This is a genomic window from Streptomyces sp. HUAS MG91 (assembly GCF_040529335.1).
Lineage (GTDB): Bacteria > Actinomycetota > Actinomycetes > Streptomycetales > Streptomycetaceae > Streptomyces > Streptomyces tabacisoli.
Window position 1 is genome coordinate 401,623 of sequence record NZ_CP159534.1, and the last position, 25,512, is coordinate 427,134.

The 25,512-nt window shown below is 71.2% G+C and carries 17 protein-coding genes; 6 read left to right on the forward strand and 11 right to left on the reverse strand.

Annotation, left to right across the window (positions count from 1 at the left end; all coding sequences use genetic code 11):
- Positions 1 to 90: 90 nt before the first annotated feature.
- The 3 genes from ABII15_RS01995 to ABII15_RS02005 all read right to left on the reverse strand — a co-directional run bounded on the left by ABII15_RS01995 (position 91) and on the right by ABII15_RS02005 (position 3,435).
- A complete protein-coding gene (locus ABII15_RS01995; protein ID WP_353940489.1) occupies positions 91 to 1,077 on the reverse strand; it encodes a carbohydrate ABC transporter permease in 987 nt (328 codons plus the stop codon).
- A 4-nt stretch (positions 1,078 to 1,081) separates the two neighbouring features.
- The gene (locus tag ABII15_RS02000) at positions 1,082 to 2,014 is read right to left on the reverse strand and encodes a sugar ABC transporter permease (protein WP_353940490.1); all 933 of its coding nucleotides are present in this window, start codon (positions 2,012 to 2,014) and stop codon (positions 1,082 to 1,084) included.
- Between the two features lie 86 nt (positions 2,015 to 2,100).
- Positions 2,101 to 3,435: an extracellular solute-binding protein gene (locus ABII15_RS02005; RefSeq protein WP_353940491.1), complete on the reverse strand. Its 1,335-nt coding sequence runs from the start codon at positions 3,433 to 3,435 to the stop codon at positions 2,101 to 2,103.
- Positions 3,436 to 3,912: 477 nt separating this feature from the next.
- On the opposite strand from ABII15_RS02005, the gene ABII15_RS02010 reads away from it, so the two are divergent.
- The 3 genes from ABII15_RS02010 to ABII15_RS02020 all read left to right on the forward strand — a co-directional run bounded on the left by ABII15_RS02010 (position 3,913) and on the right by ABII15_RS02020 (position 10,926).
- Positions 3,913 to 6,126, forward strand: a complete 2,214-nt coding sequence (locus ABII15_RS02010) for a discoidin domain-containing protein (protein ID WP_353940492.1) — start codon at positions 3,913 to 3,915, stop codon at positions 6,124 to 6,126.
- Positions 6,127 to 6,190: 64 nt separating this feature from the next.
- Positions 6,191 to 9,181 carry a CARDB domain-containing protein gene (locus tag ABII15_RS02015; RefSeq protein ID WP_353940493.1) on the forward strand — a complete coding sequence of 997 codons (2,991 nt, stop codon included), beginning with the start codon at positions 6,191 to 6,193 and terminating at the stop codon, positions 9,179 to 9,181.
- Positions 9,182 to 9,501: 320 nt separating this feature from the next.
- Entirely contained in the window at positions 9,502 to 10,926 is a 1,425-nt protein-coding gene (locus tag ABII15_RS02020) for a SpoIIE family protein phosphatase (RefSeq protein WP_353940494.1), read from the forward strand.
- Between the two features lie 63 nt (positions 10,927 to 10,989).
- Here ABII15_RS02020 and ABII15_RS02025 read toward each other — a convergent pair whose 3' ends face one another.
- Positions 10,990 to 12,480, reverse strand: coding sequence for a hypothetical protein (locus ABII15_RS02025; protein WP_353940495.1), 1,491 nt, complete (start codon positions 12,478 to 12,480; stop codon positions 10,990 to 10,992).
- Between the two features lie 236 nt (positions 12,481 to 12,716).
- On the opposite strand from ABII15_RS02025, the gene ABII15_RS02030 reads away from it, so the two are divergent.
- Together ABII15_RS02030 and ABII15_RS02035 are read left to right on the forward strand one after the other, a co-directional pair.
- Positions 12,717 to 13,874 (forward strand): aminoglycoside phosphotransferase family protein, encoded by a 1,158-nt coding sequence (locus ABII15_RS02030; protein WP_353940496.1) that lies wholly within the window; start codon positions 12,717 to 12,719, stop codon positions 13,872 to 13,874.
- 405 nt (positions 13,875 to 14,279) lie between these two features.
- Positions 14,280 to 16,184, forward strand: a complete 1,905-nt coding sequence (locus ABII15_RS02035; protein ID WP_353946936.1) for an N-acetylmuramoyl-L-alanine amidase — start codon at positions 14,280 to 14,282, stop codon at positions 16,182 to 16,184.
- Between the two features lie 79 nt (positions 16,185 to 16,263).
- On the opposite strand, the gene ABII15_RS02040 is transcribed toward ABII15_RS02035, so the two are convergent.
- Both ABII15_RS02040 and ABII15_RS02045 read right to left on the reverse strand, forming a co-directional pair.
- Entirely contained in the window at positions 16,264 to 16,761 is a 498-nt protein-coding gene (locus ABII15_RS02040) for a hypothetical protein (RefSeq protein ID WP_353940497.1), read from the reverse strand.
- A 247-nt stretch (positions 16,762 to 17,008) separates the two neighbouring features.
- Positions 17,009 to 19,909 (reverse strand): AAA family ATPase, encoded by a 2,901-nt coding sequence (locus ABII15_RS02045; RefSeq protein ID WP_353940498.1) that lies wholly within the window; start codon positions 19,907 to 19,909, stop codon positions 17,009 to 17,011.
- Between the two features lie 190 nt (positions 19,910 to 20,099).
- Between ABII15_RS02045 and ABII15_RS02050 the strand changes: the two genes are divergently transcribed.
- Positions 20,100 to 20,891 (forward strand): leucine-rich repeat domain-containing protein, encoded by a 792-nt coding sequence (locus ABII15_RS02050; protein ID WP_353940499.1) that lies wholly within the window; start codon positions 20,100 to 20,102, stop codon positions 20,889 to 20,891.
- A 4-nt stretch (positions 20,892 to 20,895) separates the two neighbouring features.
- Here ABII15_RS02050 and ABII15_RS02055 read toward each other — a convergent pair whose 3' ends face one another.
- The 5 genes from ABII15_RS02055 to ABII15_RS02075 form a co-directional block, all read right to left on the reverse strand.
- Complete coding sequence (locus ABII15_RS02055) at positions 20,896 to 21,783, reverse strand: universal stress protein (RefSeq protein ID WP_353940500.1); 888 nt, start codon at positions 21,781 to 21,783, stop codon at positions 20,896 to 20,898.
- Between the two features lie 149 nt (positions 21,784 to 21,932).
- Positions 21,933 to 22,175: a DUF397 domain-containing protein gene (locus tag ABII15_RS02060; RefSeq protein ID WP_353940501.1), complete on the reverse strand. Its 243-nt coding sequence runs from the start codon at positions 22,173 to 22,175 to the stop codon at positions 21,933 to 21,935.
- Positions 22,176 to 22,259: 84 nt separating this feature from the next.
- The gene (locus ABII15_RS02065) at positions 22,260 to 23,429 is read right to left on the reverse strand and encodes a thiolase domain-containing protein (protein WP_353940502.1); all 1,170 of its coding nucleotides are present in this window, start codon (positions 23,427 to 23,429) and stop codon (positions 22,260 to 22,262) included.
- A complete protein-coding gene (locus ABII15_RS02070) occupies positions 23,426 to 24,508 on the reverse strand; it encodes a thiolase domain-containing protein (protein WP_353940503.1) in 1,083 nt (360 codons plus the stop codon). Before ABII15_RS02070 ends, ABII15_RS02065 begins: the two co-directional genes overlap by 4 nt.
- Complete coding sequence (locus ABII15_RS02075) at positions 24,509 to 25,474, reverse strand: OB-fold domain-containing protein (protein ID WP_353940504.1); 966 nt, start codon at positions 25,472 to 25,474, stop codon at positions 24,509 to 24,511.
- Positions 25,475 to 25,512: the final 38 nt, after the last annotated feature.

Here is a 25,512-nt window from a genome sequence, read left to right on the forward strand (position 1 = left end):
CGCCGGCCGGTGCGGGGGCATGGATGGATGAGGCCGGCGGCGGAGTGCTGAGGGGTGGTACTGGCTTCGGGCCCGGCGCGGTGCGCGCGGTCAGCCCTTGAGGCTTCCGGCGGTCAGGCCCGCCATGATGCTGCGCTGGAAGAAGAAGAACACGATGATCATCGGGATGCTGGCGATGACGAGGCCGGCCATGATCTGGTTCTGCGTCACCGCGCCCGCGGTCTGCGACAGGCCCACGCTGATGGTCATCTTCTCGCTGTCGGGCAGGACGAGGAGCGGCCAGACGAAGTCCTTGAAGATCGCGACGACGGTGAAGATGGAGACCACGCCGAGGATGGGCCGGGAGATCGGCAGGATGATCGAGACCAGGATCCGCCACGGGGGCACCCCGTCGATCTCGGCCGCCTCCAGGAGTTCGTTCGGGATCGAGTCGAAGAAGCGCTTCAGCAGGAAGATGTTGAACCCGTTGGCGGCCACCGGGAACCAGATCGCCCAGGGCGAGTTGAGCAGGTGCCAGCCGAAGATCGGCACGTCGGTCACGGTGATGTACGCCGGGATCATCACGACGATCGGCGGGATCATCAGGGTGGCGAACATGCCGGCCAGGATGATGTTCCCGAACATCGGCCGGAGCTTGGACAGGGCGTAGGCGGCACAGACGTCGACCGCCAGCGCGAAGAGCCAGGCGCCGACGGCGTAGTACAGGGTGTTCTTCAGCAGGGTCCCGATGTCGAACAGCTTCCAGGCGTCGGCGAAGACGCCGAAGTCGGGATGCTTGGGGAAGAGGGTGGGCGGCATCTGGGCGATCTCCTCGCCCGACTTCATCGCCCCCGTCACCATCCAGTACAGGGGAAAGACGAACACCAGGGTGAACACGAGCAGGACGAACACGAGGAGCGTCCAGTAGATCTTGCGGCCCCAGCGGGACTTGAGCTCCAGCGGCGAGACGATGGTCCTGGTGTGGCCCTCGGCCCAGGCGCCGCGACGCCTGCTCGTGGTCCGTCCGGTGCGGCGGACGGTGGTCTTCTCGCCCGGGGTCTGCTCCGCCGCGTCCGGGCGGGCGGTGGTGTTGACCATGGACCTACTTCTCCTCTCGGGTCAGCCGGAGCTGCACCGCGGCGACCGCCAGCAGGGCGACCATGAGCATCAGGCCGAGCGCGCTGCCAGCCCCGTAGTTGCCGCCGTAGACGAACGCGTACTGGTACATGAGGTAGGCGACGGTGACCGTCGCGTTCTCCGGGCCGCCGCCCGTGAGCATGTACGGCTCGATGAACACCTGCATCGTGGCGACGATCTGCAGCATCAACATCAGCAGCAGGATCAGCCGGGTCTGCGGGATGGTGACGTGCCAGATCCGCTTGAAGATGCCGGCGCCGTCGAGCTCGGCCGCTTCGTAGAGGTCGCCGGGGATGTTCTGCAGGGCCGCGAGATAGATCAGCACGCCGGAACCGAGGTTCATCCAGGTGGAGACGATCACCAGGGAGATCAGCGCCGTGCTGGTGGAGTCCAGCCAGGACAGGGTCGGCAGGCCGACGAAGTCGAGGATCTGGTTGAACAGACCGGGTCCGGGATCGTAGAACCAGCGGAACAGCAGTACCGCCACGATCGGCGGCAGCATCACCGGGAGATAGACGACGAAGCGCAGGTACGCGCGGGCGTGCCGCAGCTCGTTGAGCACGATGGCTACGGCGAACGGGATGATGTAACCGCACACCAGGGCCAGCAGGGTGAAGACCAGGGTGTTGCGCCACGCCTGGCCGAACGCCGGGTCGTGCACCACCGTACGGAAGTTGTCCAGGCCCACCCAGGTGGGCGGGTCGACCAGGTTGGTCGACTGGAAGCTGAGCAGGACCTCCTTGACGATCGGCCACCACGCGAACATGGCGAAACAGAAAAGCGCTGCGCACAGAAATCCGTAGGCGCTCAGGTTTCTGCGCGCGGCCCGGCCGCGTTTGGAGGGTGGCCGGCGCCGTGGCGCGGTCCGCCGCTGGGGCTCCACCGTGAGTGTTTCCATCGTGATCTCCCGTTCCCGGCTCCGACCCGGTGCGGTGCCGACTCGGGGTGCCGCCACGGTGGGCGGCACCCCGGGACCTTGTGCCGTCAGCTCTTGGCGAGGATCGAGTTCGCCTTGGACTCCGCGTCCTTGAGCAGCTGGTCGATGTCCGCGTTCTCCCGCGTGAGCACCGCCGACATGGCGACGTCGAGGACGGCGTACAGCTCCTGCGCCTTCTCCGGCTCCAGCTTCGGCTCGACCGAGGTCGAGGTCGCGACGTACGGCTCGTAGTACTCGACCGGGAGGCTCGCGTTGGCCTTGCGCTCCTCGGCGAGCTTCTTGCCGGTGGGCGAGTCACCCATGTAGTCGTTGTTCGGCACGCCCACGGCCTCGCCGTTGGCCTTGCCGCGGGCGAAGTCGAAGCGGCCCTTGCCCGGCGTGTTGAACTGGAAGTCGATCCACTCCAGGCCGGCCTTGGTCTGCGCCGCGTTCGCCTTGGGGTTGATCATGTACGCCTCGCCACCGGTCAGCGACGCCTTGCCGTCGGGGATCCCGGTGATGCCGTAGTCGTCGACCTTGCCCTGGAACTTCTGGACGACGTCGGTGACGACGTCCGGGGCGCCGAGCATCATGCCCGTCTTCCCGGCCGCCATCAGCTGCATCAGCGACTCCCAGCCGATGTTGACCTTGCTGCCGGTGCTGTTGTCCTTCCAGCGCATGTCGTGCAGCGTCTGCAGGACGGCCTTGCCCTCGGCGCTGTTGAAGGCCGCCTTGTGGTCCTGGACCATCTCGCCGCCGCGGCTGTAGATGGCCTGCGCGAAGTGCCAGCCGCCGGTGTTGCCGCCGCCGTACTCGCCGTAGCCGACGTAGTCCTTGCCGAGCCCGGCGATCTTCTTCGCGGCGGCGCGGACCTCGTCCCACGTCTTCGGCGGGGAGTCGGGGTCCAGGCCGGCCTTCTTGAAGACGGCTCTGTTGTAGACGAGTCCGACGCTGTAGCTGACGTTCGGGATCCCGTAGACCTTGCCGTCCTTGGTGACCATGTCGCGCACGTTCTGCTTGATGTCACCGAAGTTCTTCACGTACTTGGTGTCGCCCGTGATGTCCTTCGCCTGCCGCTTGGAGATCACGTCCGCGTAGTTGGTGACGGGGACCATGAACACTGTCTCCATCTGCCCGCCGGCCAGCTTCGCCGCGAACGTCTTCGGGTCGAAGCACGGCTGCTGGTCCGTGCTCTTCACCTTCACATTCGGGTGCGCCTTCTCGAACGCGGCGACGTCGTCGTTCCATGCCTGGCGCTGCTTCGGCGCGGTCTTCGCCGGCTGACAGGCCACGGTGATGTTGACCTTTCCACCGGCGCCGTCGTCCGACGAGTCACCGCCGCAGGCTGTGGCAGTGAGTGCCAGACCTGTGGTCAGAAGGATCGCGAGGTTACGGGGCTTCATTACGGCTCCTCCAGGGGTCAAGCCCAAGCACTGCCCTTGATTCGAGACGTGACGATAGGACGGCGCACAGATGACCGCAAGATTTGGATCCAGAATTGCAAGATTACGACTGCATCACGACGGCTCCTCGGTGATGCGCCGTCAGCGCCGGACCGCACCAGGCCCGGGAAGCGTGCGGCATACAGGCAGCGAGCGGAGCCGGACCCTCCGGTGAGCGCCGGGCGCGGAGGTTCCGTTCGCCGGAGCCCCCGAAGGCTCCAACACCCTTGCCTGGTCAGTGATTGCGCAAGGCTGTCAATTATTTGCAGTCTTTGCCCAACATCTTGTGCTGTCTTGGTTGCGATGCTTGAGTGAGCGCTGCCTGCGGCCGGGGCGCTCTGCGGCCCCCGGAAGGCATCTCTCTGCCATCGGCCCCACCTTCACCCCCACCTCCCCACCCCCACCAGGAAGGCCCCACCGCAGATGAACCCGCATGTCATGAACGCGCCATCAGTGACCGCGCGTCGCCTCTCCGTCCTCGCCCTCGCGGTCGCCCTGGTGAGCGCCGTGGTCGGAGCCGGCGATCCGGCGACGGCCCACGCGGCCCCGCAGCAGCGGGCCGCCGCCGCGGCCGCCGCGGGCGCCACGCTCCCCTTCGCCTCCTACGAGGCGGAGTCCGCCGTCACCGGCGGCACGAAGATCGGGCCCGACTACACCCAGGGCACCGTCGCCTCGGAGGCCTCCGGCCGTCAGGCGGTCCGCCTGAACGCGGGCCAGAGCGTCGAGTTCACGCTGACCGGCGCGGCCAACGCCGTGAACGTCGCCTACAACGTGCCCGACGGACAGTCCGGCTCGCTCGCGGTCTACGTGAACGGCACCAAGCTCTCCTCGTCCCTGGCCGTCACGTCGAAGTACAGCTACGTCGACACCTCCTGGATCGCGGGCGCCAAGACGCACCACTTCTTCGACAACGCGCGCCTGCTGCTCGGCCGGAACCTCCAGGCGGGCGACAAGGTGAAGCTGGAGGCCGCCTCGACCCAGGTCACCGTTGACGTGGCCGACTTCGAGCAGGTCCCGGATGCCGCGACCAAGCCCGCGGGCGCCGTCTCGGTGGTCGACAAGGGCGCCGACGCGACCGGTCAGCAGGACTCGACCCAGGCGTTCCGCGACGCGATCAGCGCGGCGAAGGGCAGTGGCGGCACCGTCTGGATCCCGGCCGGCACCTTCAAGGTGGGCTCCGCGCTCAGCGGCGTGGAGAACGTCACGCTCCTGGGCGCGGGCAGCTGGTACTCGGTCGTGCGCTCCTCGCACTTCATCGACCAGACGAGCTCCGCGGGCCGGGTCAATCTCAAGAACTTCGCGGTGATCGGCGAGGTCACCGAGCGCGTCGACAACAACCCGGACAACTTCGTGAACGGCTCGCTCGGCCCGAACTCCACCGTCTCCGGCATGTGGATCCAGCACCTGAAGTGCGGTTTCTGGCTGACCGGGAACAACGACAACCTGATCGTCGAGAACAGCCGCGTGCTCGACACCACGGCCGACGGCCTCAACCTCAACGGCAACGCGCACGGCGTCCAGGTCCGGAACAACTTCCTGCGCAACCAGGGCGACGACTCCCTCGCCATGTGGTCGCTGAACGGCGCGGACACCGGCTCCACGTTCTCCGGCAACACCATCTCGCAGCCCAACCTGGCCAACGGCATCGCGATCTACGGCGGCACCGACATCACCGTCAAGGACAACCTGGTCCAGGACACCAACGCGCTGGGCAGCGGCATCGCGATCTCCAACCAGAAGTTCCTCGACCCGTTCTCCCCGCTCGCGGGCACCATCACGGTCTCCGGGAACACGCTCGTGCGCACCGGGGCGATCAACCCCAACTGGGGCCATCCGATGGGCGCGCTGCGCGTCGACGCGTACGACAGCGCCATCGAGGCGACCGTGAACATCACCAACACCACGATCAAGGACAGCCCTTACAGCGCCTACGAGTTCGTCTCGGGCAGCGGCACCGGCAAGGCCGTCAAGAACGTGACCGTCGACGGCTCGACCGTGGACAAGGTCGGTACGGTCGTGGTGCAGGCGGAGACGCCCGGCGCGGTGAAGATCAGCAACCTGAAGGCCACCGGGGTCGGCGCGGCCGGTGTCTACAACTGCCCCTACCCGTCCGGATCGGGCACCTTCACGCTCACCGACGGCGGCGGCAACTCCGGCTGGTCGAGCACCTGGGCGAACTGCTCGGCGTGGCCGCAGCCCGGCGCCGGCAACCCGGACCCCGACCCGGCCCGCAACCTCGCCCAGGGCCGCCCGGCCACCGCGACCGGCTCGGTCGATGTGTACACGCCCGGCAAGGCGGTCGACGGCGACGCGAACTCGTACTGGGAGTCGGCCAACAACGCCTTCCCGCAGGCGCTCACCGTCGACCTCGGCTCGGCGCAGGCCGTGCGGCGGGTCGTCCTCAAGCTGCCGCCGGCCACGGCGTGGGGCGCGCGCACCGAGACCCTCACGGTGCAGGGCAGCACCGACGGGTCGTCGTTCACCACGCTGGCCGCGTCGAAGGGCTACCGCTTCGACCCGGCCACCGGCAACACCGTGACCGTCGCCCTGCCCGACACCTCGCCCGCCACCCGCCATCTGCGCGTTCAGGTGACCGGCAACACGGGCTGGCCCGCCGCGCAGCTCAGCGAGGTCGAGGCGTACCTGAAGTGAACCGCCCCCGTATCCCCGGCATCCCCCGGAACTCCCGCATCCCCCGTACCGAGAGGACCACGTCGTGAGACACAGGCAGAGAGACAGGCAGAGAGGCAGACGGCTGACCGCCGTCCTGCTCGGCGCCGCACTGGGCACGCTCGGGCTGCTGCCCGTCACGGCCCAGCCGGCATCGGCGGCCGGTGCGAACCTGGCCCTGAACAAGCCGGTCGAGGCGTCGTCGACCATCCAGAACTACGTCGCGAAGAACGCCGTCGACGGCAGCACGGGCAGCTACTGGGAGGCGAGCGGCAGCCCGTCGACGCTCACGGTGAAGCTCGGCGCCGACGCCGACCTGGACTCGCTCGTCCTGAAGCTGAACCCGGACCCCGCCTGGGCCACGCGCACGCAGAGCATCGAGGTGCTCGGGCGTGCGGCGTCGGCGGGCGCGTTCAGCTCGGTCAAGGCGAAGGCCGACTACACGTTCAACCCGTCCGGCAACCAGAACACCGTGACGATCCCGGTGTCCGGGCGCTACTCCGACGTGCAGCTGAAGTTCTCCTCCAACACCGCCGGTTACGGTGGCCAGGTGGCCGAGTTCGAGGTGCACGGCACTCCGGCGCCGAACCCGGATCTGACGGTGTCGGGCCTGTCCTGGGATCCCGCGTCGCCCAGCGAGGCCGACACGATCAAGGTGAACACCACGGTGCGCAACACCGGTACGGCGGCCGCCGCGGCGACCACCGTGGACGTGAGCGTCGGCGGAACGGTCGCGGGCAGCGTGGCGGTCCCCGCGCTCGCCGCCGGGGCGTCGGCCACGGTGCCGGTGACCATCGGCAAGCGCGCCGAGGGCAGCTACACCGTGTCGGCGCTGGTCGACCCGACCAACGCGATCAACGAGCAGGACGAGACGAACAACAGCCGCACCGCCGACACCAAGCTGACCGTCGGCCAGACCCCGGGTCCCGACCTGGAGGTCACCGGTATCACGTCGAACCCGGCCAGCCCCGCGGTCGGCGCGAACGTCACGTTCTCGGTGAAGGTGCACAACCGCGGCACCAGCGCGGTACCGGCCGGTTCCGTGACCCGGCTGACGGTGGGCACCGCCACGCTGAACGGCACGACGCCCGCCCTCGCCGCGGGCGCCAGCGCCGACGTCGCCCTCTCCGGCAGCTGGACCGCGGTCAGCGGCGGCGCCACCCTCACCGCCACCGCGGACGCCACCAACACCGTCGCGGAGACGAACGAGAACAACAACGTCCTCGCGCGCTCGATCGTGGTGGGCCGGGGCGCGGCCGTGCCCTACACCGAGTACGAGGCCGAGGACGGCACCTACACGGGCACGCTCCTCACGGCCGACGCCAAGCGCACCTTCGGCCACACGAACTACGCGTCCGAGTCCTCCGGCCGCAAGTCGGTGCGGCTCAACTCCACAGGCCAGTACGTGGAGTTCACCTCCACGAACGCGACGAACTCCATCGTGGTCCGCAACTCCATCCCGGACGCGGCGGGCGGCGGCGGCCAGGAGAAGACCCTCAGCCTGTACGCGAACGGCACGTTCGTGCAGAAGCTGAACCTGTCCTCCAAGCACAGCTGGCTGTACGGGCACACGGACGACCCCGAGGGCCTGACCAACACCCCCGGCGGTGACGCGCGCCGCCTCTTCGACGAGACGCACGCCCTGCTCGCGCAGACCTACCCCCAGGGCACGAAGTTCCGGCTGCAGCGCGACTCCGGTGACGACGCCGCGTACTACATCGTCGACCTCGTCGACCTGGAGCAGGTGGCGCCGCCGGCGAGCAAGCCCGCCGAGTGCACCTCGATCACGGCGTACGGGGCGGTGCCGAACGACGGCAACGACGACACGGCGGCCATCCAGAAGGCGGTGACCGCCGACCAGAACGGCGACATCGCCTGCGTGTGGATCCCTGCCGGGCAGTGGCGCCAGGAGCAGAAGATCCTCACGGACGACCCGCTGAACCGCGGCCAGTACAACCAGGTCGGCATCCGCGACGTCACCATCAAGGGCGCCGGCATGTGGCACTCGCAGCTCTACACGCTGACCGCGCCGCAGAACGCGGGCGGCATCAACCATCCGCACGAGGGCAACTTCGGCTTCGACATCGACGACAACACCAAGATCTCCGACATCGCGATCTTCGGCTCGGGCACCATCCGCGGCGGTGACGGCAACGCCGAGGGCGGAGTCGGTCTCAACGGCCGCTTCGGCAAGAACACCAAGATCTCCAACGTCTGGATCGAGCACGCCAACGTCGGTGTGTGGGTGGGCCGCGACTACAGCAACATCCCGGAGCTGTGGGGCCCGGCCGACGGCCTGGAGTTCAGCGGCATGCGCATCCGTGACACGTACGCGGACGGCATCAACTTCTCCAACGGCACCCGCAATTCCAGCGTCTACAACTCGTCGTTCCGCACCACCGGCGACGACGCGCTGGCCGTGTGGGCCAACAAGTACGTCAAGGACACCTCGGTCGACGTCGGGCACGACAACGTCTTCCGCAACAACACGGTGCAGCTGCCGTGGCGGGCCAACGGCATCGCCGTGTACGGCGGTTACGGCAACAAGATCGAGAACAACCTCGTCTACGACACCGCGAACTACCCCGGCATCATGCTCGCGACCGACCACGACCCGCTGCCCTTCTCCGGGCAGACGCTGATCGCGAACAACGGTCTGTACCGCACGGGCGGGGCGTTCTGGAACGAGGACCAGGAGTTCGGTGCGATCACCCTGTTCGCGCAGGGGCAGAACATCCCGGGCGTCACCATCCGGGACACCGACATACAGGACTCGACGTACGACGGGATCCAGTTCAAGACAGGTGGCGGCGCCATGCCGGACGTGAAGATCAGCAATGTGTCGATCTCCAAGTCCGTCAACGGCTCGGGCATCCTCGCCATGAGCGGGGCCCGGGGCAACGCCACGCTCTCCGGTGTGACGATCAAGGACTCGCGCGACGGTGACGTGCTCATCGAGCCGGGTTCCCAGTTCGTCATCAACGGCAGTGCCACGGCGGCTTCCTCGTCCGCGCCGGGCACCCGGCTGGGGAGGTAACGGGGGCCGCGGCCCCGAAGGACACGTGCCGCCCCGGCCCCTCCCACGGGGGTCGGGGCGGCACGTCGTCCTGCGTAGGACGGCTACGTGTTTCCGCTCCCCGCGTCGCACGACCCGGACCGGCCCGAACTACGCCATTACCGGTCAGTCGTTCGAGCAAGACACCCTGGAGAACGATTCAAGAGGACAAGAGCATATGCCAGAAGCACCACCGCATCGTGTATGGCCAAATCCCTTACGAGGCCAGGCGGCCTGTGCCAGAGTCTTCAGCGGTCCTTCCGTCCGCCTCGGCCGTCCCCGTGCCTGCATCGGAGTTCGTCATGCCGTCCCATGTCTTCGCGGACCGCCCCGCCGGCCAGCCGCCGGAGCGTGGCACCGTCGACGCACTGATCGACCAGACACGCCGGCTGCTGGGCGACGTGGACGCGGTGCGCCGCGACTCCGTCGACGCGGTCCCCGACGAGGCCGGCCCCGAGGCCCGCTGGCAGCGTGCCCTGTACGAGCTGGCGGTCCATCAACTCAGCGATCTGGACCGGCATTTGGCCCAGCTCCGGGACGGCCCGGCAGCGCGGAACGGTGTGCCGGCCCAGCGTCCGGCCGCCGACCTCCGCCCCGCCTCGGCCGCCACCCGCGTCGGCAGCGCGGACTGGAACCTGCTGACCGACGAGGCCATCTGGTCCGAGGAGCTGTACGAGATCCTCGGCCGCGACCCCGCCTCCCCCGCCCTGACCCTCGACGAGCTGTCCGCCGTGGTGCACGCCGACGACCAGCCCAAGCTGACCGCGATGGTCACGGACTGCCTGATCGACGGCAAACCCATCGACGGCGAGTTCCGCATCGTACGCCCGGACGACACCGTGCGCGCGGTGCACATGATGGGCGAGCCCGTGCTCGACGCGGACGGCTCGACCGCCTCCATGTGGGCGGTCGTGCGCGACGTCAGCGAACTGCGCCGCAGCCAGCGCGCGGTGAGCGAGACCCGTGACTCGCTCCAGCGCCAGCGGCACATCGCGCAGACCGAGCACCGGCTCGCGGTCGAGCTGCAGGAAGCCGTGCTGCCGCCGTGGCGTGGCTCCCTGCGGCTCCCGCACGGCGGCCCCGGCGGCCTCCATGTCGCGGCCCGCTACCTCCCCTCCTCCACCGGCACCCCGACCGGCGGCAACTGGTACGACGCGCTGGAGCTGCCCGACGGAAAGACCCTGCTGACCGTCGGCGACCTCACCGGACAGGGCGTGGCCGTCACCTCCGGCATGGCGATGCTGCTCGGCGCCGTGCGCGGCATGGCCGTGTGCGACACCCCGCCGGCCGATCTCCTCGGCCGCCTCGGCCACCTGCTCGACAACGCCGTACGGCCCGCCCTCGGCAGCGCCCTGTGCTGCCGGTACGACCCGGTCGAGCGCACCCTGGCGTGGGCGCAGGCGGGACACCCCGCCCCGCTGCTCTTCCGCGACGGGACGGGACGTGCGCTCACGCCGCCCCAGGGCGTGCTGCTCGGCGCCACCTCCGGTGCCCGGTACGAGCAGACCGAGGAGCGGCTGCGCGGCGGTGACGTGCTGCTGCTGCACACCGACGCACTGGTGCCACGACGCGGCGAGAAGGCGGCGGCCGGCCGACTGCTCGCCCTGGCTCCACGCCTGGCCCGGGCCCGCGACGCACAGGAGTGCGTGCGCGTGGTGACCGACGCGTTCGGCTCGGGTGAGCGCGAGGACGACGCCTGTGTGCTCATCGCCAGGATCGACTCCTGACGCCCTGCCGGACCCGCCGCGGGTGCGGCCGCCGGTGAACGATGTGTCGTACGCGGACCGGGCTCAGGCCTGCATCCTCTTCCCCGTGCTCCTCGGCAGCGCCAGCTTGATCTCCTGTCGCAGGTCCTCGATCTTCGGGAAACCGGCGTACTGGCCGGTGAGCCGGTACATCTCGCGCAGCCGGTCCCAGGTGCGGTGCGAGGAGTTCGCCCCCATCGAGGACAGGGCGAGCCGCGCGTACCGGTCCGCCTGTTCGGGGTCGTCGGCGATGAAGCAGGCCGACGCCATCGACAGATGGTCGAAGATCTTCGACCGGTCCCGGCCGCCCGCCCGCAGCGCGAGCGCTTCCCTGGCGTGCTGCTGGGCGATGACGGCGGCGCCCGGCTCGTGCTCGGCGAGGGTGCGATAGGCGAGGGCCTGCATGCCGTGCAGGTCCGCCTCGTCGAACATCTGCATCCAGGTCGGCGGCTCGACATCACCCTTGTCGGAGACGAAGAGGTCCTCCGCCTGGCCGAGGGTGCGCCGCATCGCCTGCCCCTTGCCCATCGAGGCCTGTGCCCAGGCCTCGATGGTGTAGAGCATCGCCTTGGTGCGGGGCAGTACCTGATCGCCCGATCCGGACTGGGCGAGCTTCATCAGGTCGAGCGCCTCGTCGGGGGCGCCGAGATGGATCTTCTGGCGGGCGGCCCTGGACAGGGCCTCGCCGGCACGGGGCCGGTCGCCGCCCTCGCGCGCGGCGTGCGCGGCGATGACGAAGTACTTCTGGGCCGTGGGCTCCAGGCCGACGTCGTGCGACATCCAGCCCGCGAGGACGGCGAGATTGGCGGCGACGCCCCACAGGCGCCGCTGGAGATGGTCGGGATGGCGGTACGAGAGCATTCCGCCGACTTCGTTGAGCTGGCCCACGACCGCCTTGCGCTGCAACCCGCCGCCGCGGGAGGCGTCCCAGGCCCGGAACACCTCGACGGAGCGCTCCAGTTCCTCGATCTCCTGCGACCCGATGGGGGCGGCCTCGTAGCGGTCGAACCCAGCGGGGTCGGCGTGCAGGGGATCGTGGTTCCTGGGAGCGTCGGCCGCGAGAGCCGGGTCGGTGTGCAGCCAGTCGTGCATGGCGCTGCTGAGTGCGGATCCTGCGGCGAGCGCGGCACCCGCGCCCACCAAGCCGCGTCGGTTGAGCATGAGGTCCATTCCCGTGAATTCGGTGAGGACCGCAGCTGTCCGCTCGGGCGCCCACGGCACTCCGTCGGGGCCCTGTTGTTCCAGGCCTCCGCCGCCCTGCCGTTTCCCCGTGCGCCCGTGCCGGACGAGACCGAGATCCTCGATGGTCACGACACGGCCGAGTCGCTCGGTGAACAGCGCCGCCAGCACCCGCGGCACCGGATCGCGCGGGATCTCTCCCATGTCGATCCAACGCCGCACCCGCGAGGTGTCCGTCGCCAGCTGGGGGTGGCCCATGGCCGCCGCCTGCCGGTTGACGAGTCGCGCGAGCTCGCCCTTGGACCAGCCGGCCAGGCCGAACAGGTCGTTCAGACGGGTGTTGGGTTGTCCGCTCACTTCAAGCCCCCAGGTTCTCGGCTGAAGTTGACAGTAGCCCTCTGTCAGTTGCTGAGCGACTATTCGCCACGGTTCGCCAGGGTGCGCCAGCTGTTGTGCTCCTGTCCCTCGGGTGTCAGGTAGGAATGCGCCACCCCGACCCGGTCGTCGCAGGGCATTCCCCAGGGTGTTACCGAACTCGGCCGGGCCGGGAGGCGCACGCAACTGATCGGCACACGAAGGGATCTGTATCTCCCATGTACGCAGCATCGTCCTCCGTGTCCGCCCCGCCCCGGCCGCTGCGCTCCGCCCGCCCGGTGGCCGGCGGCGGCCCGTACCTCGACCCCGCACGACCGGGGTCCACGGCGCTCGGTGGCGTCGGCAGGACCCGGCGAGTCCCGGGGCTCGGCACGCAACCGCTCAGCGGGAGACTCGACTTGTCCGGCCCTCAGGGCGCCCAGCTGCGCACGGCCATCGCCGCGGTGCACCGGATCTGCCCGGAGTTCCATCCGGTGCAGGTGCTGCGCCGCAGCCCGCGGTCCGTGCTCCTCGTCGGTACGACAGGGCGCAGCACCGCCGTCGCGAAGTGTTTACTGGATCACTCCCCCGTGTGGGCGGAGCGGGTCCGGCACGAGATAGCCGCCTATCGCTCGTTCGTCCGGCACCGGCCCCCCGTGCGGGTGCCACGCCTGATCGCGGCGGACCCGGACAACGGGACGCTGGTGATCGAGCGGATGCCCGGCCGGGTGGCCGCCCTGCAGCGGCATCCGGCCGAGGCACCGCCCCGGGCGGACATCAGGGCGGCGCTCGGCGCCGTCTGCCGGCTCAACCAGTGGCGGCCTCCGGCGGGCACCTTCGACGCGCCGCTGGACTACGCGGAGCGGATCAACCGGTTCCATGATCTGGGTCTGCTGACCGACCGTGACATGGGTGATCTGCAGAAGCTGCTGCACGGCATCGCGCACGCCTCGGGCCGCGGCTCGATGGGCCAGTTCTGTCACGGCGACGCCCTGCTGTCGAACATCCTGCTCTCCCCCGCGGGTCCGGTGCTCGTGGACTGGGAGCACGCCGGCTGGTACCTGCCGGGGTACGACCTGGCGACGCTGTGGGCGGTGCTCGGCGACGCGCCGGTGGCCCGCCGCCAGATCAGCCAGCTCGCGCAGTCCGGCGGCCCGGCCTCCCGCGACGCGTTCCTGGTCAATCTGATGCTCGTCCTGACCCGTGAGATCCGTACCTACGAGACGGTCGTGCAGCGTTCGATGCACGACCAGGCCCCGCCGGCACCGGCCCAGTCCGCTCACCCGCAGCCCGGTGCCGTGCCGACCGGCGAGGAGCAGCGGCTGTTGCTGCGCCGTCTGCACGACGACTGCAACATGGCCCGCAAGGCGGTGCGTGCGGCCGTCGGCACTCGCTGACCCGGACGAAGATCCGCGGTACGCCGGGGTGGAGGATGGCGTACCGCGGATCTTCTCTGTGTCCGGGAGTCGGCCACCGTTCGACTCCCGGCCGTCGGGCTTTCGTTGCCGCACATTGGTCCACACCACTGACGCGCCGCAGGCGGCCGCACCGCCGCGCCGGAAACCCCCGCACACGCGCGCTGACATGGGAAATCCCGCGAATCTCCGTTGCCCGTCCGATCATTGACGGATCGTCGGTGAGCCGATACCACTGACGACGATCGGCCCGCACGCACCGCGCACCATCCCGAGATTCGCCGGCCCCTGGAGGCACCGTTGCAACGAACCCCGCGTTCCCTCACTGGCAGAGGTCCCGGCAGCAGTACGCGCGCACGGGCCGTCGGCACCCTCGCGACGGGCGCCCTGCTCCTTCCCCTCCTCGGCGCGGCCCCGCCCCAGGACTCCGCGGCTCCGTCGGCCGCGCTCCAGGGCGCGTTCGCGTCCGCCGCGGCCGAGTACAAGGTGCCGCAGAGCGTGCTCCTCGGTGTGTCCTACCTGCAGTCGCGGTGGGACGCGCACGCCGGGGCGCCCAGCGTCAGCGGCGGCTACGGTCCGATGCACCTGACGGACGCGCGCACCGCGATCGCGAACACGGTGGCGCACGACCACGCCGAGGGCGACGCGCGCGGCGACGACTCGCGCGCCGCGCTGAAGGCCACTCCGGCATCGCGGAAGGTGCCCACCGCGTCGCAGCTCCCGGCCCGGCTCAAGACGCTGGTGCGCGCCGCGGACCTGACCGGCATCCCGGCCGCCGACCTGCGCACCGACCCGGCGGCGAACGTGCGGGGCGGCGCGGCCCTGCTCGCCGCCGCCCAGAAGCACCTCGGCAAGCCGCTCAGTTCGGACCCGGCGGACTGGTACGGCGCGATCGCGGCGTTCTCCGGCGCGGACGACGCGTCGACCGCGGCGACGTACGCCAACGATGTCTTCGCGGTGATCCGCGACGGCGAGCAGCGCACCACGGACGCCGGGCAGCGGGTGACGCTGGCGGCGGACCGGTCGGCGCAGCCGCAGGCCGCGCAGCTGCGGGCGATGGGCCTGAAGAAGACGGACACGTCCGGCACCGAGTGCCCGAGGACGGTGTCGTGCGAGTGGATCCCGGCGCCGTACGAGGAGTTCGGCGACGGCGACTACGGCAACCACGACCTCGCGGACCGGCCGAACGACCAGAGCATCGACTACATCGTCATCCACGACACCGAGGCGACGTGGGAGGAGACGCTCAAGCTGGTCCAGGACCCGACGTATCTGGCGTGGCACTACTCGCTGCGTTCGACGGACGGCCACATCGTCCAGTCGATCAAGGCGAAGGACGTCGGCTGGCACGCGGGCAACTGGTACGTGAACGCGAAGTCGATCGGTCTGGAGCACGAGGGCTTCCTCGCGCAGCCGGACTCCTGGTACACGGAGGAGATGTACCGCTCGTCGGCGCGCCTGGTGTCGTACCTGGCGAAGAAGTACGACATCCCGCTGGACCGGCAGCACATCCTCGGCCACGACACGGTGCCGGGGCCGACGACGTCCACCATCCCGTCGATGCACACGGACCCGGGTCCGTACTGGGACTGGGCGCACTACTTCCAGCTGATGGGCAAGCCGTTCCACCCGACGGCGGGCGCGCGCGGCGGTGTGGTGACGATCGACCCGCGGTTCGCGCGGAACAAGCCGGTGTTCACGGGCTGCGAGAAGGCGGGCCAGCCGTGCGCGCCGCACGGTTCGAGCGCGGTGCGGCTGTACACGGCGCCGAGTGAGGACGCCCCGCTGGTCAAGGACATCGGGCTGCGTCCGGGCGGCCAGGACTCCACGATCGATGTGAACGACGTGGCGTCGCGGGTCTCGACGGGCCAGCAGTACGCGGTCGCGGGGCGCGAGGGCGACTGGACGGCGATCTGGTACCTGGGGCAGAAGGCCTGGTTCAAGAACCCGAAGAAGCAGCCGACGGCCGTGAACGCCAAGGGACTTGTCGTCGAGCCGAAGGACGGCGCGCAGTCGGTCCCGGTGTACGGGCGGGCCTACCCGGAGAAGGAGGCCTATCCGGCGGGCATGACCCCGCAGGCGGTCTCGCCGCTGTCGTACACGCTCCTCGCGGGCCAGCGCTATGTGGTCGGCGGGCGGACCACGGGCGAGTACTTCTACTCCCCCACCTTCGACACCACCTCCCACAAGGTGGTCAAGGGCAAGGACGTGTACTACGAGATCCAGTTCGGCCACCGTGTCGCGTATGTGCGGGCGGCGGACGTGCGGGTGGTGCCGTCCACGGTGAAGTGACGGCCGTGCGCGAGTGACAGGTGGGGCCCGGGTCCGCGTGAGCGGTCCCGGGCCCTCGTCGTTCGCCGGTCGGGAGTGCTCAGCCCTGCTGGAACAGCTCGGCGGGCAGCGGCTTCAGGAGCGCGTACAGGTCGTCGGTGATGGGGCGGTCCCAGGACGCGATGGTCACCAGGACGCCGTCGCTGCGGTCGAACTGAACGCAGGAGATCCGGGTCTCGGACAGCTTGAGGCGGCGCACGATGAGGAGGTTGTCGCCCTGCATCACGGGGACGTCCTCGACGTCGGTGACCGTGACCTCCTCGTCGTTCTCCAGCGCGATGAGCAGCTGGGCGACCTCGAAGGGGATCTCGCCCTCGGCGACCTCGCGGGCCGGGGAGCCCTCCGGCAGGTTGCCGATCACCATCGCGGGACCGCGGCCGCCGAACAGGTCGTAGCGCAGGAACACGCCCTGGCAGGTTCCGTCGGGGGCGGGCAGCAGGCCCGCGCCGAGGTTGCCCGGCCAGTCGCCCGGGTCCATGGCCAGGACGTCGAAGTCGGGGCCCGCGGGGGTCGCTGCTCGGCGGCGGAGGAAGGACATGCGGCCCATGGTACGTCGCCCCGGCGCCTTCTCCCCCTGCGGGGCTCCGGCGCCGGGGGCCGATGCGGGGCTAGGGCCTGTCTCTCAGATCCCTCCTGCCTCGCGACGCCTGGCACGCACTCTCGCCGCACCGGGTACAAGGCCGAGTACGTCCAGTACGAGGCCTCGCACCCGGCACGCCGAGAGCACGCACCAGACGCCGCGAGGCCCGCCCTCCGGGCGGACGGAGGGATCTGAGAGACAGGCCCTAGGTGTGCAGCGCCGCGGCCAGTCCCGCCTGGTCCGTGCCGACCTTGCGGTACACCGCGGACAGCAGGCGCACCACGTCCGGCTCCGTCAGGTGCAGCTCGGCGGCCGCCTCCGCCGGGTGCAGGCCGCGTACGGCGCAGGCCGCGGCGGCCCGCTCGCGCGTGGTCAGGGCGTCGGTGGCCGCTCCGCGCAGTGGCCGGGGCCGCAGGCCGGCGGCGGCCAGTTCGTCCCTCGCGCGCTCGACCAGGCCGTCGGCGCCGCAGTCGGCCGCGGTCTCCAGGCCCCGGTACAGATGGTCGGCGGCGTCCTCGGCCCGTCCGCCGCGGCGGGCCTCGGCGCCGAGGGCCACCAGCGAGCAGGCCAGTTCGTAACCGGCCGGTGAGCGTTCCAGGTGGGCGACGGACTCCTCCAGGAGTTTCGCGCGCTCGGAGCGCGGCGAGACGTCGGCGGCGGCGCGCAGTGCCTGTCCGATCGCGGACGGTGCGCCGAAGTGGCGGGCCCGCTCGACGGCGTCGTGGGCGAGGGCGAGCGCCCGGTCGGGGGCGTCGTGCGCCTCGGCGCGGGCGAGGTGGAGCTGCCAGGGGCACCAGCCGGGGTTGCGCATGCCGCGCGGATCGAGGCGGCGCCCGGCCGCGCCCAGCTCCGCCGCCGCCTCCTTGGTACGGCCGAGCGCGAGCAGCAGCTCGCCGTACACGGTCTGCGCGTCGGGGAAGACGACGGCGGCGGGGAACGGCGGCCCGAAGCCGTGGGTGCGCGCGGCCTCCTCGGCCTCCGCGACGCGGCCGCGGGCGAGCAGGACCTCGATCAGGGTGCCGCTGGCGTACCAGTGGGCGGGGGTGCCGGGTCCGACGCGCCGGGCCAGGCGCAGCCCGGCGCGGACGAAGTCCTCGGCCTCGGCGAGCCGGCCGCGCCGGTGGCGGACGTACGCGAGCAGCGTGTAGGCGAAGGAGAGGTGGGCGCCGTGCCAGCCCGCGCGCTCGAAGTCGGCGATGCCGTCGACGAACAGCTCCTCGGTGCGGCCGGGCCGGTCGGCGTACATGAACGCCATGGCGACCAGGACGGGCACCTCGAAGCCGCGGTCCTCGTCGGCGGCCCAGCACAGGCCGCCTTCGAGGGCGCGCTCGGCGTGCCGCAGGACGACGTCGACGGGTTCGCCGCGCAGGGTGGCGTCCCAGGTGCGCAGGCCGATGATGTAGCGCTCGGTGAGGTCGCGTCCGGGGAGCCGGTCGGCGAGTCTGGCCAGGCGCCGGGAGCGGGCCGGTGAGTCGGGTTCGTCGGCGCGGAAGGCGTCCCACATGAACTGTTCGGCCTGCATGCGCAGGCGGACGCGGGCGTCGTCGGTGGTGCGGATCTCGCGGGCGAGGATCTCCGACGCCTCGGCGAGCCGGTCGCTGTGGGCGAGGACCTGGGAGAGGCGGTAGACGATGCCGTGGCGCAGCGCCGGGTCGGTGACCGTCTCCTCCAGGGCGGCGCGCAGGTGGTTGACGGTGGTGGCCGGTTCGGTGAGCAGGGAGGCGCTGCCGAGTTCGTAGAGGACGGCGGCGCGGTCCTCGAAGGGCGGGGGTTCGCGCAGGGCGCGCGCGAGGTAGCGGCGGGCGGCGTCGGGGGCTCCGGCGCGGATGGTCTCGCGGGCGGCGGCGCGCAGCTCCTTGACCACCCAGCCGTCGCCGTCGGGGTGGGTCTCCAGGAGGTGGCGGGCGGCCGCGGCCGGGCCGAGCCCGGCGTTGAGGACGGTCCAGGCGGCCTGTCCGTGCAGGGCGACGCGGACGCCGCCGGGGATGGCGCGGTAGACGGCGGTGGCGATGAGCGGGTGGACGAATTCGAGGGTGCCCGCGGCGGTCACCTCGCCGGTGAGGATGCGGGCGGTGCGCAGCCGGTCGGCGGCGTCGGCCGCCTCCTCGGCGCCCAGACCGGCGACGCCCGCGGCCAGCTCGGGGGAGATCTCGGTACCGAGGACCGCGCAGGCCCAGGCGAAGCGGACGGTGGCGGGGCCGAGGCGTTCCAGGCGGGCGATGAGGCCGCTGCCCTTGACGGCGGCGGCGAGGTCGCGCAGCAGGTGGGCGCCGCTCTCGGTCGGGGCGAGGCCGCGGTCGTGCACCTTGGCGGTCAGCTCGACGGCCTCGAAGGGGTTGCCCGCGGTGACGGCCCAGCACTCGCGGCAGAACGCGTCGTCGGCGTGCGCGCCGAGGGCTTCGCGCACCAGGCGGGCGACGGCGGGCGCGCTGAGCGGTTCGAGGCCGAGGGGTCGCTGCCCGCTGCGGCCCGGCAGGCCGCGCAGCGCCTCGCCGTGCTCGGGCAGTTCCTCGGGGCGGTAGGCGACGACCATCAACAGGGGCAGTTCCTCCGCGCGCGGGGCGAAGGCGGCGAGCCAGCCGAGGGATTCCGGGTCGGCCCAGTGGGCGTCGTCCAGGACGAGGACCATGGGCGCGCTGCGCACGGCGAGGTGGGTGAGCACCCAGTCCAGGCCGTCGCGCAGGCCCTGCGGGTCGGGCGGCGCGCCGTCGGAGGCCGCGCACAGGCCGAGCGCGGGGCCCACGATGGCGTACCAGCTGCCCAGTCTGGCGCGCAGTTCGGGCTCGGGCAGTGCGGCGAGCCGGGGCTGGATCAGCTGGCGTGCGACGTGGAAGGCGACGCCCTGTTCCTGGTCGCCGCCACGGGCGTACAGGACGGTGCAGCCGCGGGCCGCGGCGCGCTTGCGCACCTCGGCGAGCAGGGTCGTCTTGCCGAGTCCGGCGGGTGCGGCGACGGCGAGCAGTGCGCCGTGCGGCCGCTCGGGCGGGTCGCTGCCGTGCGGTATTCCGGTCAGCTCGCCGAGCGCCTCGTCGACCGCGGCGAGTTCGCTCTCGCGCTCGAACAAGGTCCCTCGTCCTGTCCCACCCCGGCCAGCACGCAGCGCCATGACGCACCCCCTCCCGCGGTGGTGGTCCGGCGCGGGGAGCCGGTACGCGCCGCGGGTTCCAGGGACCTCAGCGTACGCCGACGCGGCCCGGCGGGGGCCGTTCTCAGGGGACTCGCCGGGGACATCCCGACGATCGCTGTCGGGGCCGGCGGTTAGGATGCCCGATCATCGTCGCGGCAGTGGAGGGCCCATGGACGATCCGCGCCAACTGCCGGGCGGACCAGCGGTGTTCGCGGGTGCGCCGCCCGGGGCCGTGCCGCGCGTCGACGGCACTCTCGACTATTGGCGCGCGGGTCTGGACGACGTGCCCGAGGAGGTGTGGACGCGTCCCGGACCCGAGGTGCTGCTGCTGTGCGACAACCGGCTGACATCGGTTCCGGCCCGGATCGGCACGCTGACCACGCTGCACACCCTGGACCTCGGTCACAACCGACTCGGCTCGGTCCCTCCGGAGATCGGCGCCCTCACGGGCCTGACCCGGTACCTGTATCTGCACGACAATCTGCTGACGGACCTGCCCGACAGTCTCGGCGCGCTGACCCGGCTCGCGTACCTCAACGTCGGGGAGAACCGGCTGACCGCGCTGCCGGAGACGCTCGGCGCGATGACCGGGCTGGTGGAACTGCGGGCGCAGGACAACCGGCTGACCCGGCTGCCCGCCGGTCTGGGCCGGCTCACCGCGCTGCGCGAGCTGTGGCTGCGCGGCAACGGCCTGACCGATCTGCCCGACTCCGTACGGGATCTGCGCGACTTGCGCGAACTGGAGTTGCGGGACAACGCGCTGGAGACGGTCCCGGAGTCGCTGCGGGGTCTGCCCCGGATGCGCCGTCTCGATCTGCGCGGCAACCGGCTGTCGGAGCTGCCGCGCTGGGTGGCCGGGCTGCCGTCGCTGGAGAAGCTCGACCTCCGCTGGAACGACGTACGCGTACCGCCCGGCCTGCTCGACGAGCTGACCGGGCGGGGCTGCGTGACCCTTCTGTAGAGCCTTACTCCTGGGGGGCGGGCGGGACCACGGCGACCGGGCTCTTCGCGTGCAGCAGCACGGCGTGCGTCACCGAGCCGAGCATCGGCGCGGGCCGGGTGAAGCGGCGGCGGTGCCGGCCGACGACGACGAGGGCGGCGCCCTCGGAATGGTCGACGAGCTGTCCGGCCGCGTCGCCCGGAACGACCAGAATCTCAACCTCGACCTTAGGGTGAGAGTCGAGCAGTGGTGCGACGGCCCGACGGGTCAGCTCCAGCGTCTCCTTCTCGATCGTCTCCTGCTCCTGAGCGATCAGGGCGAAGTCGCCGTACGCGGTCCAGGCGACCACCGGCCAGGGGTACGCGGTGACGACGCGCACCGGCGCTCCCGCCCGCGCGGCGTGGTCGAGCGCGAAGGCGAGCGTGGTCTCGTCGGGGTCGTCCGGTTGCAGGCCCACCACGACCCGCTCCGCCGCATCCTCCTGGGCGCGCACCACCACGACGGGGCAGGCGGCGTCGCGGGCGACGGCCACTCCGTTCGACCCGAGCAGCAGGCTGGCGAAGCCGCCCCGGCCGCGCGAGCCGAGCACCATGAGCTGGGCCTCGCCGCCCAGCTCCGGCAGCACCCCGGCCGGTACGCCCTCCAGGCAGACGAACTCCACCGGCGGCAGCCCCGAACGCCCTTCGAGGTCCTTGCGCACCTCCGCGATGACGGGGTCGTCGGCCGGTTCCTCCGGCCCGGCCGTCAGGACGGCGGGCTGCAGCATGGGCGCGTACTGGCGGACGTGCACGACGCGCAGGGTGGTGCCGCGCCGGGTCGTATCGGCGAGCGCCCACTCCAGGGCCGCGCGGCTGTCGTCGGACCCGTCGACCGCGACGAGGACGGGCAGGTTCTGCGACTCGGGCGTGCTCATGGGTCATTGCCTCCGACACCGGGCACGCTGGCCGTGCCCTCGTTGACCGGCTGTTCCTGTGTTCTCGTGCCCAGCTTCGCGCGCACAAGAGCCACAGGACAGGGCCGAAAGTCACGTGTTGGAGGCGCCGCTTCCCCTCCGGGAAGGGGCTATGTCAGATCGAACTCGCCCTCGCGGGCCCCGAGCACGAACGCGCCCCACTCGGCGGGTGTGAAGATCAGCGACGGGCTGTGCGGGCTGCCGCCGTTGCGCATCGCGATGAAGCCCTCGATGAAGGCGATCTGGACATCGCCCAGCCCCCTGCTGCTGGAGCGCCAGTCCGCTTTGCTCAGATCCAGGTCCGGCTTCTCCCATCCCGCGAGCGGGTGCTGGTCGATGGTGCTCTCGGCCACGTCCGTGCTCCTCCCGGTTCGTCGTCCGTGCGTCAGCCTAGCGATCGGCCGGTGCCGCGCACAGGCCACGAAAGGGGCCGAAGGTCAGTGGGTGGGCGGCTCGGCGCCGACCAGCCACATGGAGAAGAACTGCGAGCCGCCGCCGTAGGCGTGGCCGAGCACCTTCCGCGCCCCTTCCACCTGGTGTTCTCCCGCCTGCCCCCGGACCTGGAGGGCGGCTTCGGCGAACCGGATCATCCCGGAGGCACCGATCGGATTCGTGGACAGGACTCCGCCCGACATGTTGACGGGGAGGTCCCCGTCGAGTTCCGTGACGCCGGATTCGGTGAGCTTCCAGCCCTCGCCCTCGGCGGCGAATCCCAGGTTCTCCAGCCACATCGGCTCGTACCAGGAGAACGGCACGTACATCTCGACGGCGTCGATCTCGCGGCGCGGGTCGGCGATCCCGGCCTGCCGGTACACGTCGGCGGCGCAGTCCTTTCCGGCCTGCGGGGACACGAAGTCCTTGCCCGCGAAGAGCGTCGGCTCGCTGCGCATGGCTCCGCCGAGCATCCACGCGGGGGGCCTGGGCGAGCGGGCCGCGCCCGCCCGGTCGGTGAGGACCATCGCGCAGGCGCCGTCGGACGACGGGCAGGTCTCGGAGTAGCGGACGGGGTCCCAGAGCATGGGTGAGGCCTGGACCTTCTCCAGGGTGATGTCGTGCTCGTGGAGATGGGCGTACGGGTTCTTCAGGGCGTTGCGGCGGTCCTTGTACGCGACGAGCGAGCCGACGTGGTCGGGTGCTCCGGTGCGCCGCATGTAGGCGCGCACGTGCGGCGCGAAGAAGCCGCCGGCTCCGGCGAGCAGCGGCTGCTGGAACGGGACGGGCAGCGAAAGACCCCACATCGCGTTGGATTCCGACTGCTTTTCGAAGGCGAGGGTGAGGACGGTGCCGTGGACGCGGCCCGCGACGAGGTTGGAGGCGACGAGGGCCGTGGAGCCGCCGACCGAGCCGGCGGTGTGCACGCGCAGCATGGGTTTGCCGACGGCGCCGAGCGCGTCGGCGAGGTACAGCTCCGGCATCATGACGCCCTCGAAGAAGTCGGGCGCCTTGCCGATGACGACGGCGTCGATGTCGGCCCAGGTCAACTCGGCGTCGGCGAGGGCGGCTCGGGCGGCCTCGCGGACGAGTCCGGCGATGGACACGTCGCGGCGGGCGGCGACGTGCTTGGTCTGGCCGATGCCGACGACCGCCACCGGTTCCTTGTTGGTCATCGGTTCTCCCCTTCGGACGCTTCTTCGGACGCTTCGAGGACGGCGACGAGGTTCTGCTGGAGGCAGGGCCCGGAGGTGGCGTGGCCGAGCGCGCGGCGGGACTCGCCGCGGTGGATGCGGGCGGCGGCCTCGCCGATGCGGATGAGGCCCGCGGCCATCATCGGGTTGGCGGCTAGGGCCCCGCCGGACGGGTTGACCGTGACGTCCTCGCCGAGCCGCAGGGCCTTCCTGAGGACGACCTCCTGCGAGGTGAAGGGGGCGTGCAGTTCGGCGGTGTCGACGGGCCGTTCGAAGACGCCCGCGCGCTCGGCGGCGAGCCGGGTCGAGGGCGAGTCGGTCAGGTCGCGCACGCCGAGGCTGTGGGCCTCGATGCGGTGGTCGATGCCCCGGATCCAGGCGGGCCGCTCGCACAGCTCGCGGGCCCGGTCCCCGGCGGCGAGGATCACGGCGGCGGCTCCGTCGCCGATCGGCGGGCAGTCTCCGGTGCGCAGCGGGTTGACGACGTAATCGCCGTGCGGGACGTCGGCGCCGCGCAGTTGGGCGTGCGGGTTGTCCGCGGCAGCCGCGCGGCTGCGGGCGGCGACCCCGGCGAGGGCGCTCTCGTCGGTCTCCCCCGCATCGATGAGGGACTGGGCCTGGAGCGCGGCGAGGGCGACGGCGTCGGGCCAGAGAGGGGCGACGTAGTACGGGTCGAGCTGGCGGGTGAGCACGTCGCGGACGCTGCCGGGGGACGACTTGCCGTACGAGTAGACGAGCGCGGTGTCGGCCTCGCCGGTCAGGAGTTTCGTCCACGCCTCGTACAGCGCCCACGCGCCGTCCATCTCCACGTGCGACTCGGAGATCGGCGGCCAGGCGCCGACGCCGTCGAGCGCCATGGTGAAGGAGAAGGCGCGGCCGGCGAGGTAGTCGGAGGAGCCGGAGCAGGTGAAGCCGATGTCGGCGGTCTTCAGGCCGGTGGCGGCGAGCACCTCGTGCAGGACGGGCATCAGCATCTCCACCTCCGACATCTCGTCGGTGGTGCGCAGATGGTCGCTCTGGGCGAAGGCGACGACGGCGATGTCCCGGATCGGCGGCCGCATCTAGATCAGCTCCTTGTACGTGTCGTAGTCGGCGTCGGGTTCGCCGGTCGGCCGGTAGTGGTCCGGGTAGCGGCCGCCCTCGGTCCAGACGGGTTCGACGCGCAGGCCCATGCGGACCTGGTCGTAGGGGATGCCCGCGATGCGGCCGTGCAGGGCGAGGTCGGCGCCGTCGAGCGCGATGTGCGCGTAGACGTAGGGCAGTTCGATGTCGAGGTTCTTGGCCTTGACGTTGACGATGCAGTACGTGGTGACGGTGCCGGCCGGGCCGACCTCGACCTGGTCGGTGGTGGCGACGCCGCAGGTGGGACAGGCGCCGCGGGGCGGGACGTACACCTTGTGGCAGGAGGGGCAGCGTTCGCCGACGGTGCGGTTGTCGGCGAGGGCGTTGATGTAGCGGCTCTGGGCGCCGCCCGGGCTGTAGGTGTAGTCGAGCCGGGCCTCGGCGACGATGCCGGTGACCGGGTCCTCGTCGAACGTGCCGGTGTGCGGGGCGGGCGAGGTCTGTCCGGGACCGCCGTCGTACGGTTCGAAGCAGGCGATGTCGGTGATGGCGCCCGTGCGTTCGCCCGCCCAGCGGACGCGGACCCGCATGCCGGTGTGCACGGCGTCCGGGCCCGGGGCGGCGAGGGCGTGCAGCAGGGCCGTGTCGGCGCCGTCGAGCTTGACCAGGATCCAGGCGAACGGGGTGTCGAGGGGCTGGCCGCGGCGGGGTTCGGGGTTCCAGGCCCAGGTGGTGACGGTGCCGGTGTCCGCGACTTCCACCAGGTCGCGGAGTTCGTCGGCGGTGACGGGGTCGTACTCGACGGGCGGGACGAGGGTCTTGCCGTCGGTGGTGCGGACGCCGAGTACGGTGCGGTGGCGCAGGCCGGTGAGGAAGGCGCTCTGGACGGGGCCCAGGGAGCGGGTGAAGGGGAACTCCACGACCAAGGGTGCGCGGAGTACCTCCGGTTGGGGCGCGGTTGTCATCGGGGCTCCTCTTCGGTGCGGGTCGTCTTTTTCGGGTG

Excerpts from the sequence above, each read along its gene's own strand:
- ABII15_RS01995 (WP_353940489.1), bottom strand. The coding sequence starts at position 1,077 with ATGGTCAACACCACCGCCCGCCCGGACGCGGCGGAGCAGACCCCGGGC.
- ABII15_RS02000 (WP_353940490.1), bottom strand. The coding sequence starts at position 2,014 with ATGGAAACACTCACGGTGGAGCCCCAGCGGCGGACCGCGCCACGGCGC.
- ABII15_RS02005 (WP_353940491.1), bottom strand. The coding sequence starts at position 3,435 with ATGAAGCCCCGTAACCTCGCGATCCTTCTGACCACAGGTCTGGCACTC.
- ABII15_RS02010 (WP_353940492.1), top strand. The coding sequence starts at position 3,913 with ATGAACGCGCCATCAGTGACCGCGCGTCGCCTCTCCGTCCTCGCCCTC.
- ABII15_RS02020 (WP_353940494.1), top strand. The coding sequence starts at position 9,502 with ATGCCGTCCCATGTCTTCGCGGACCGCCCCGCCGGCCAGCCGCCGGAG.
- ABII15_RS02030 (WP_353940496.1), top strand. The coding sequence starts at position 12,717 with ATGTACGCAGCATCGTCCTCCGTGTCCGCCCCGCCCCGGCCGCTGCGC.
- ABII15_RS02040 (WP_353940497.1), bottom strand. The coding sequence starts at position 16,761 with ATGTCCTTCCTCCGCCGCCGAGCAGCGACCCCCGCGGGCCCCGACTTC.
- ABII15_RS02045 (WP_353940498.1), bottom strand. The coding sequence starts at position 19,909 with ATGGCGCTGCGTGCTGGCCGGGGTGGGACAGGACGAGGGACCTTGTTC.
- ABII15_RS02050 (WP_353940499.1), top strand. The coding sequence starts at position 20,100 with ATGGACGATCCGCGCCAACTGCCGGGCGGACCAGCGGTGTTCGCGGGT.
- ABII15_RS02055 (WP_353940500.1), bottom strand. The coding sequence starts at position 21,783 with ATGAGCACGCCCGAGTCGCAGAACCTGCCCGTCCTCGTCGCGGTCGAC.
- ABII15_RS02065 (WP_353940502.1), bottom strand. The coding sequence starts at position 23,429 with ATGACCAACAAGGAACCGGTGGCGGTCGTCGGCATCGGCCAGACCAAG.
- ABII15_RS02070 (WP_353940503.1), bottom strand. The coding sequence starts at position 24,508 with ATGCGGCCGCCGATCCGGGACATCGCCGTCGTCGCCTTCGCCCAGAGC.
- ABII15_RS02075 (WP_353940504.1), bottom strand. The coding sequence starts at position 25,474 with ATGACAACCGCGCCCCAACCGGAGGTACTCCGCGCACCCTTGGTCGTG.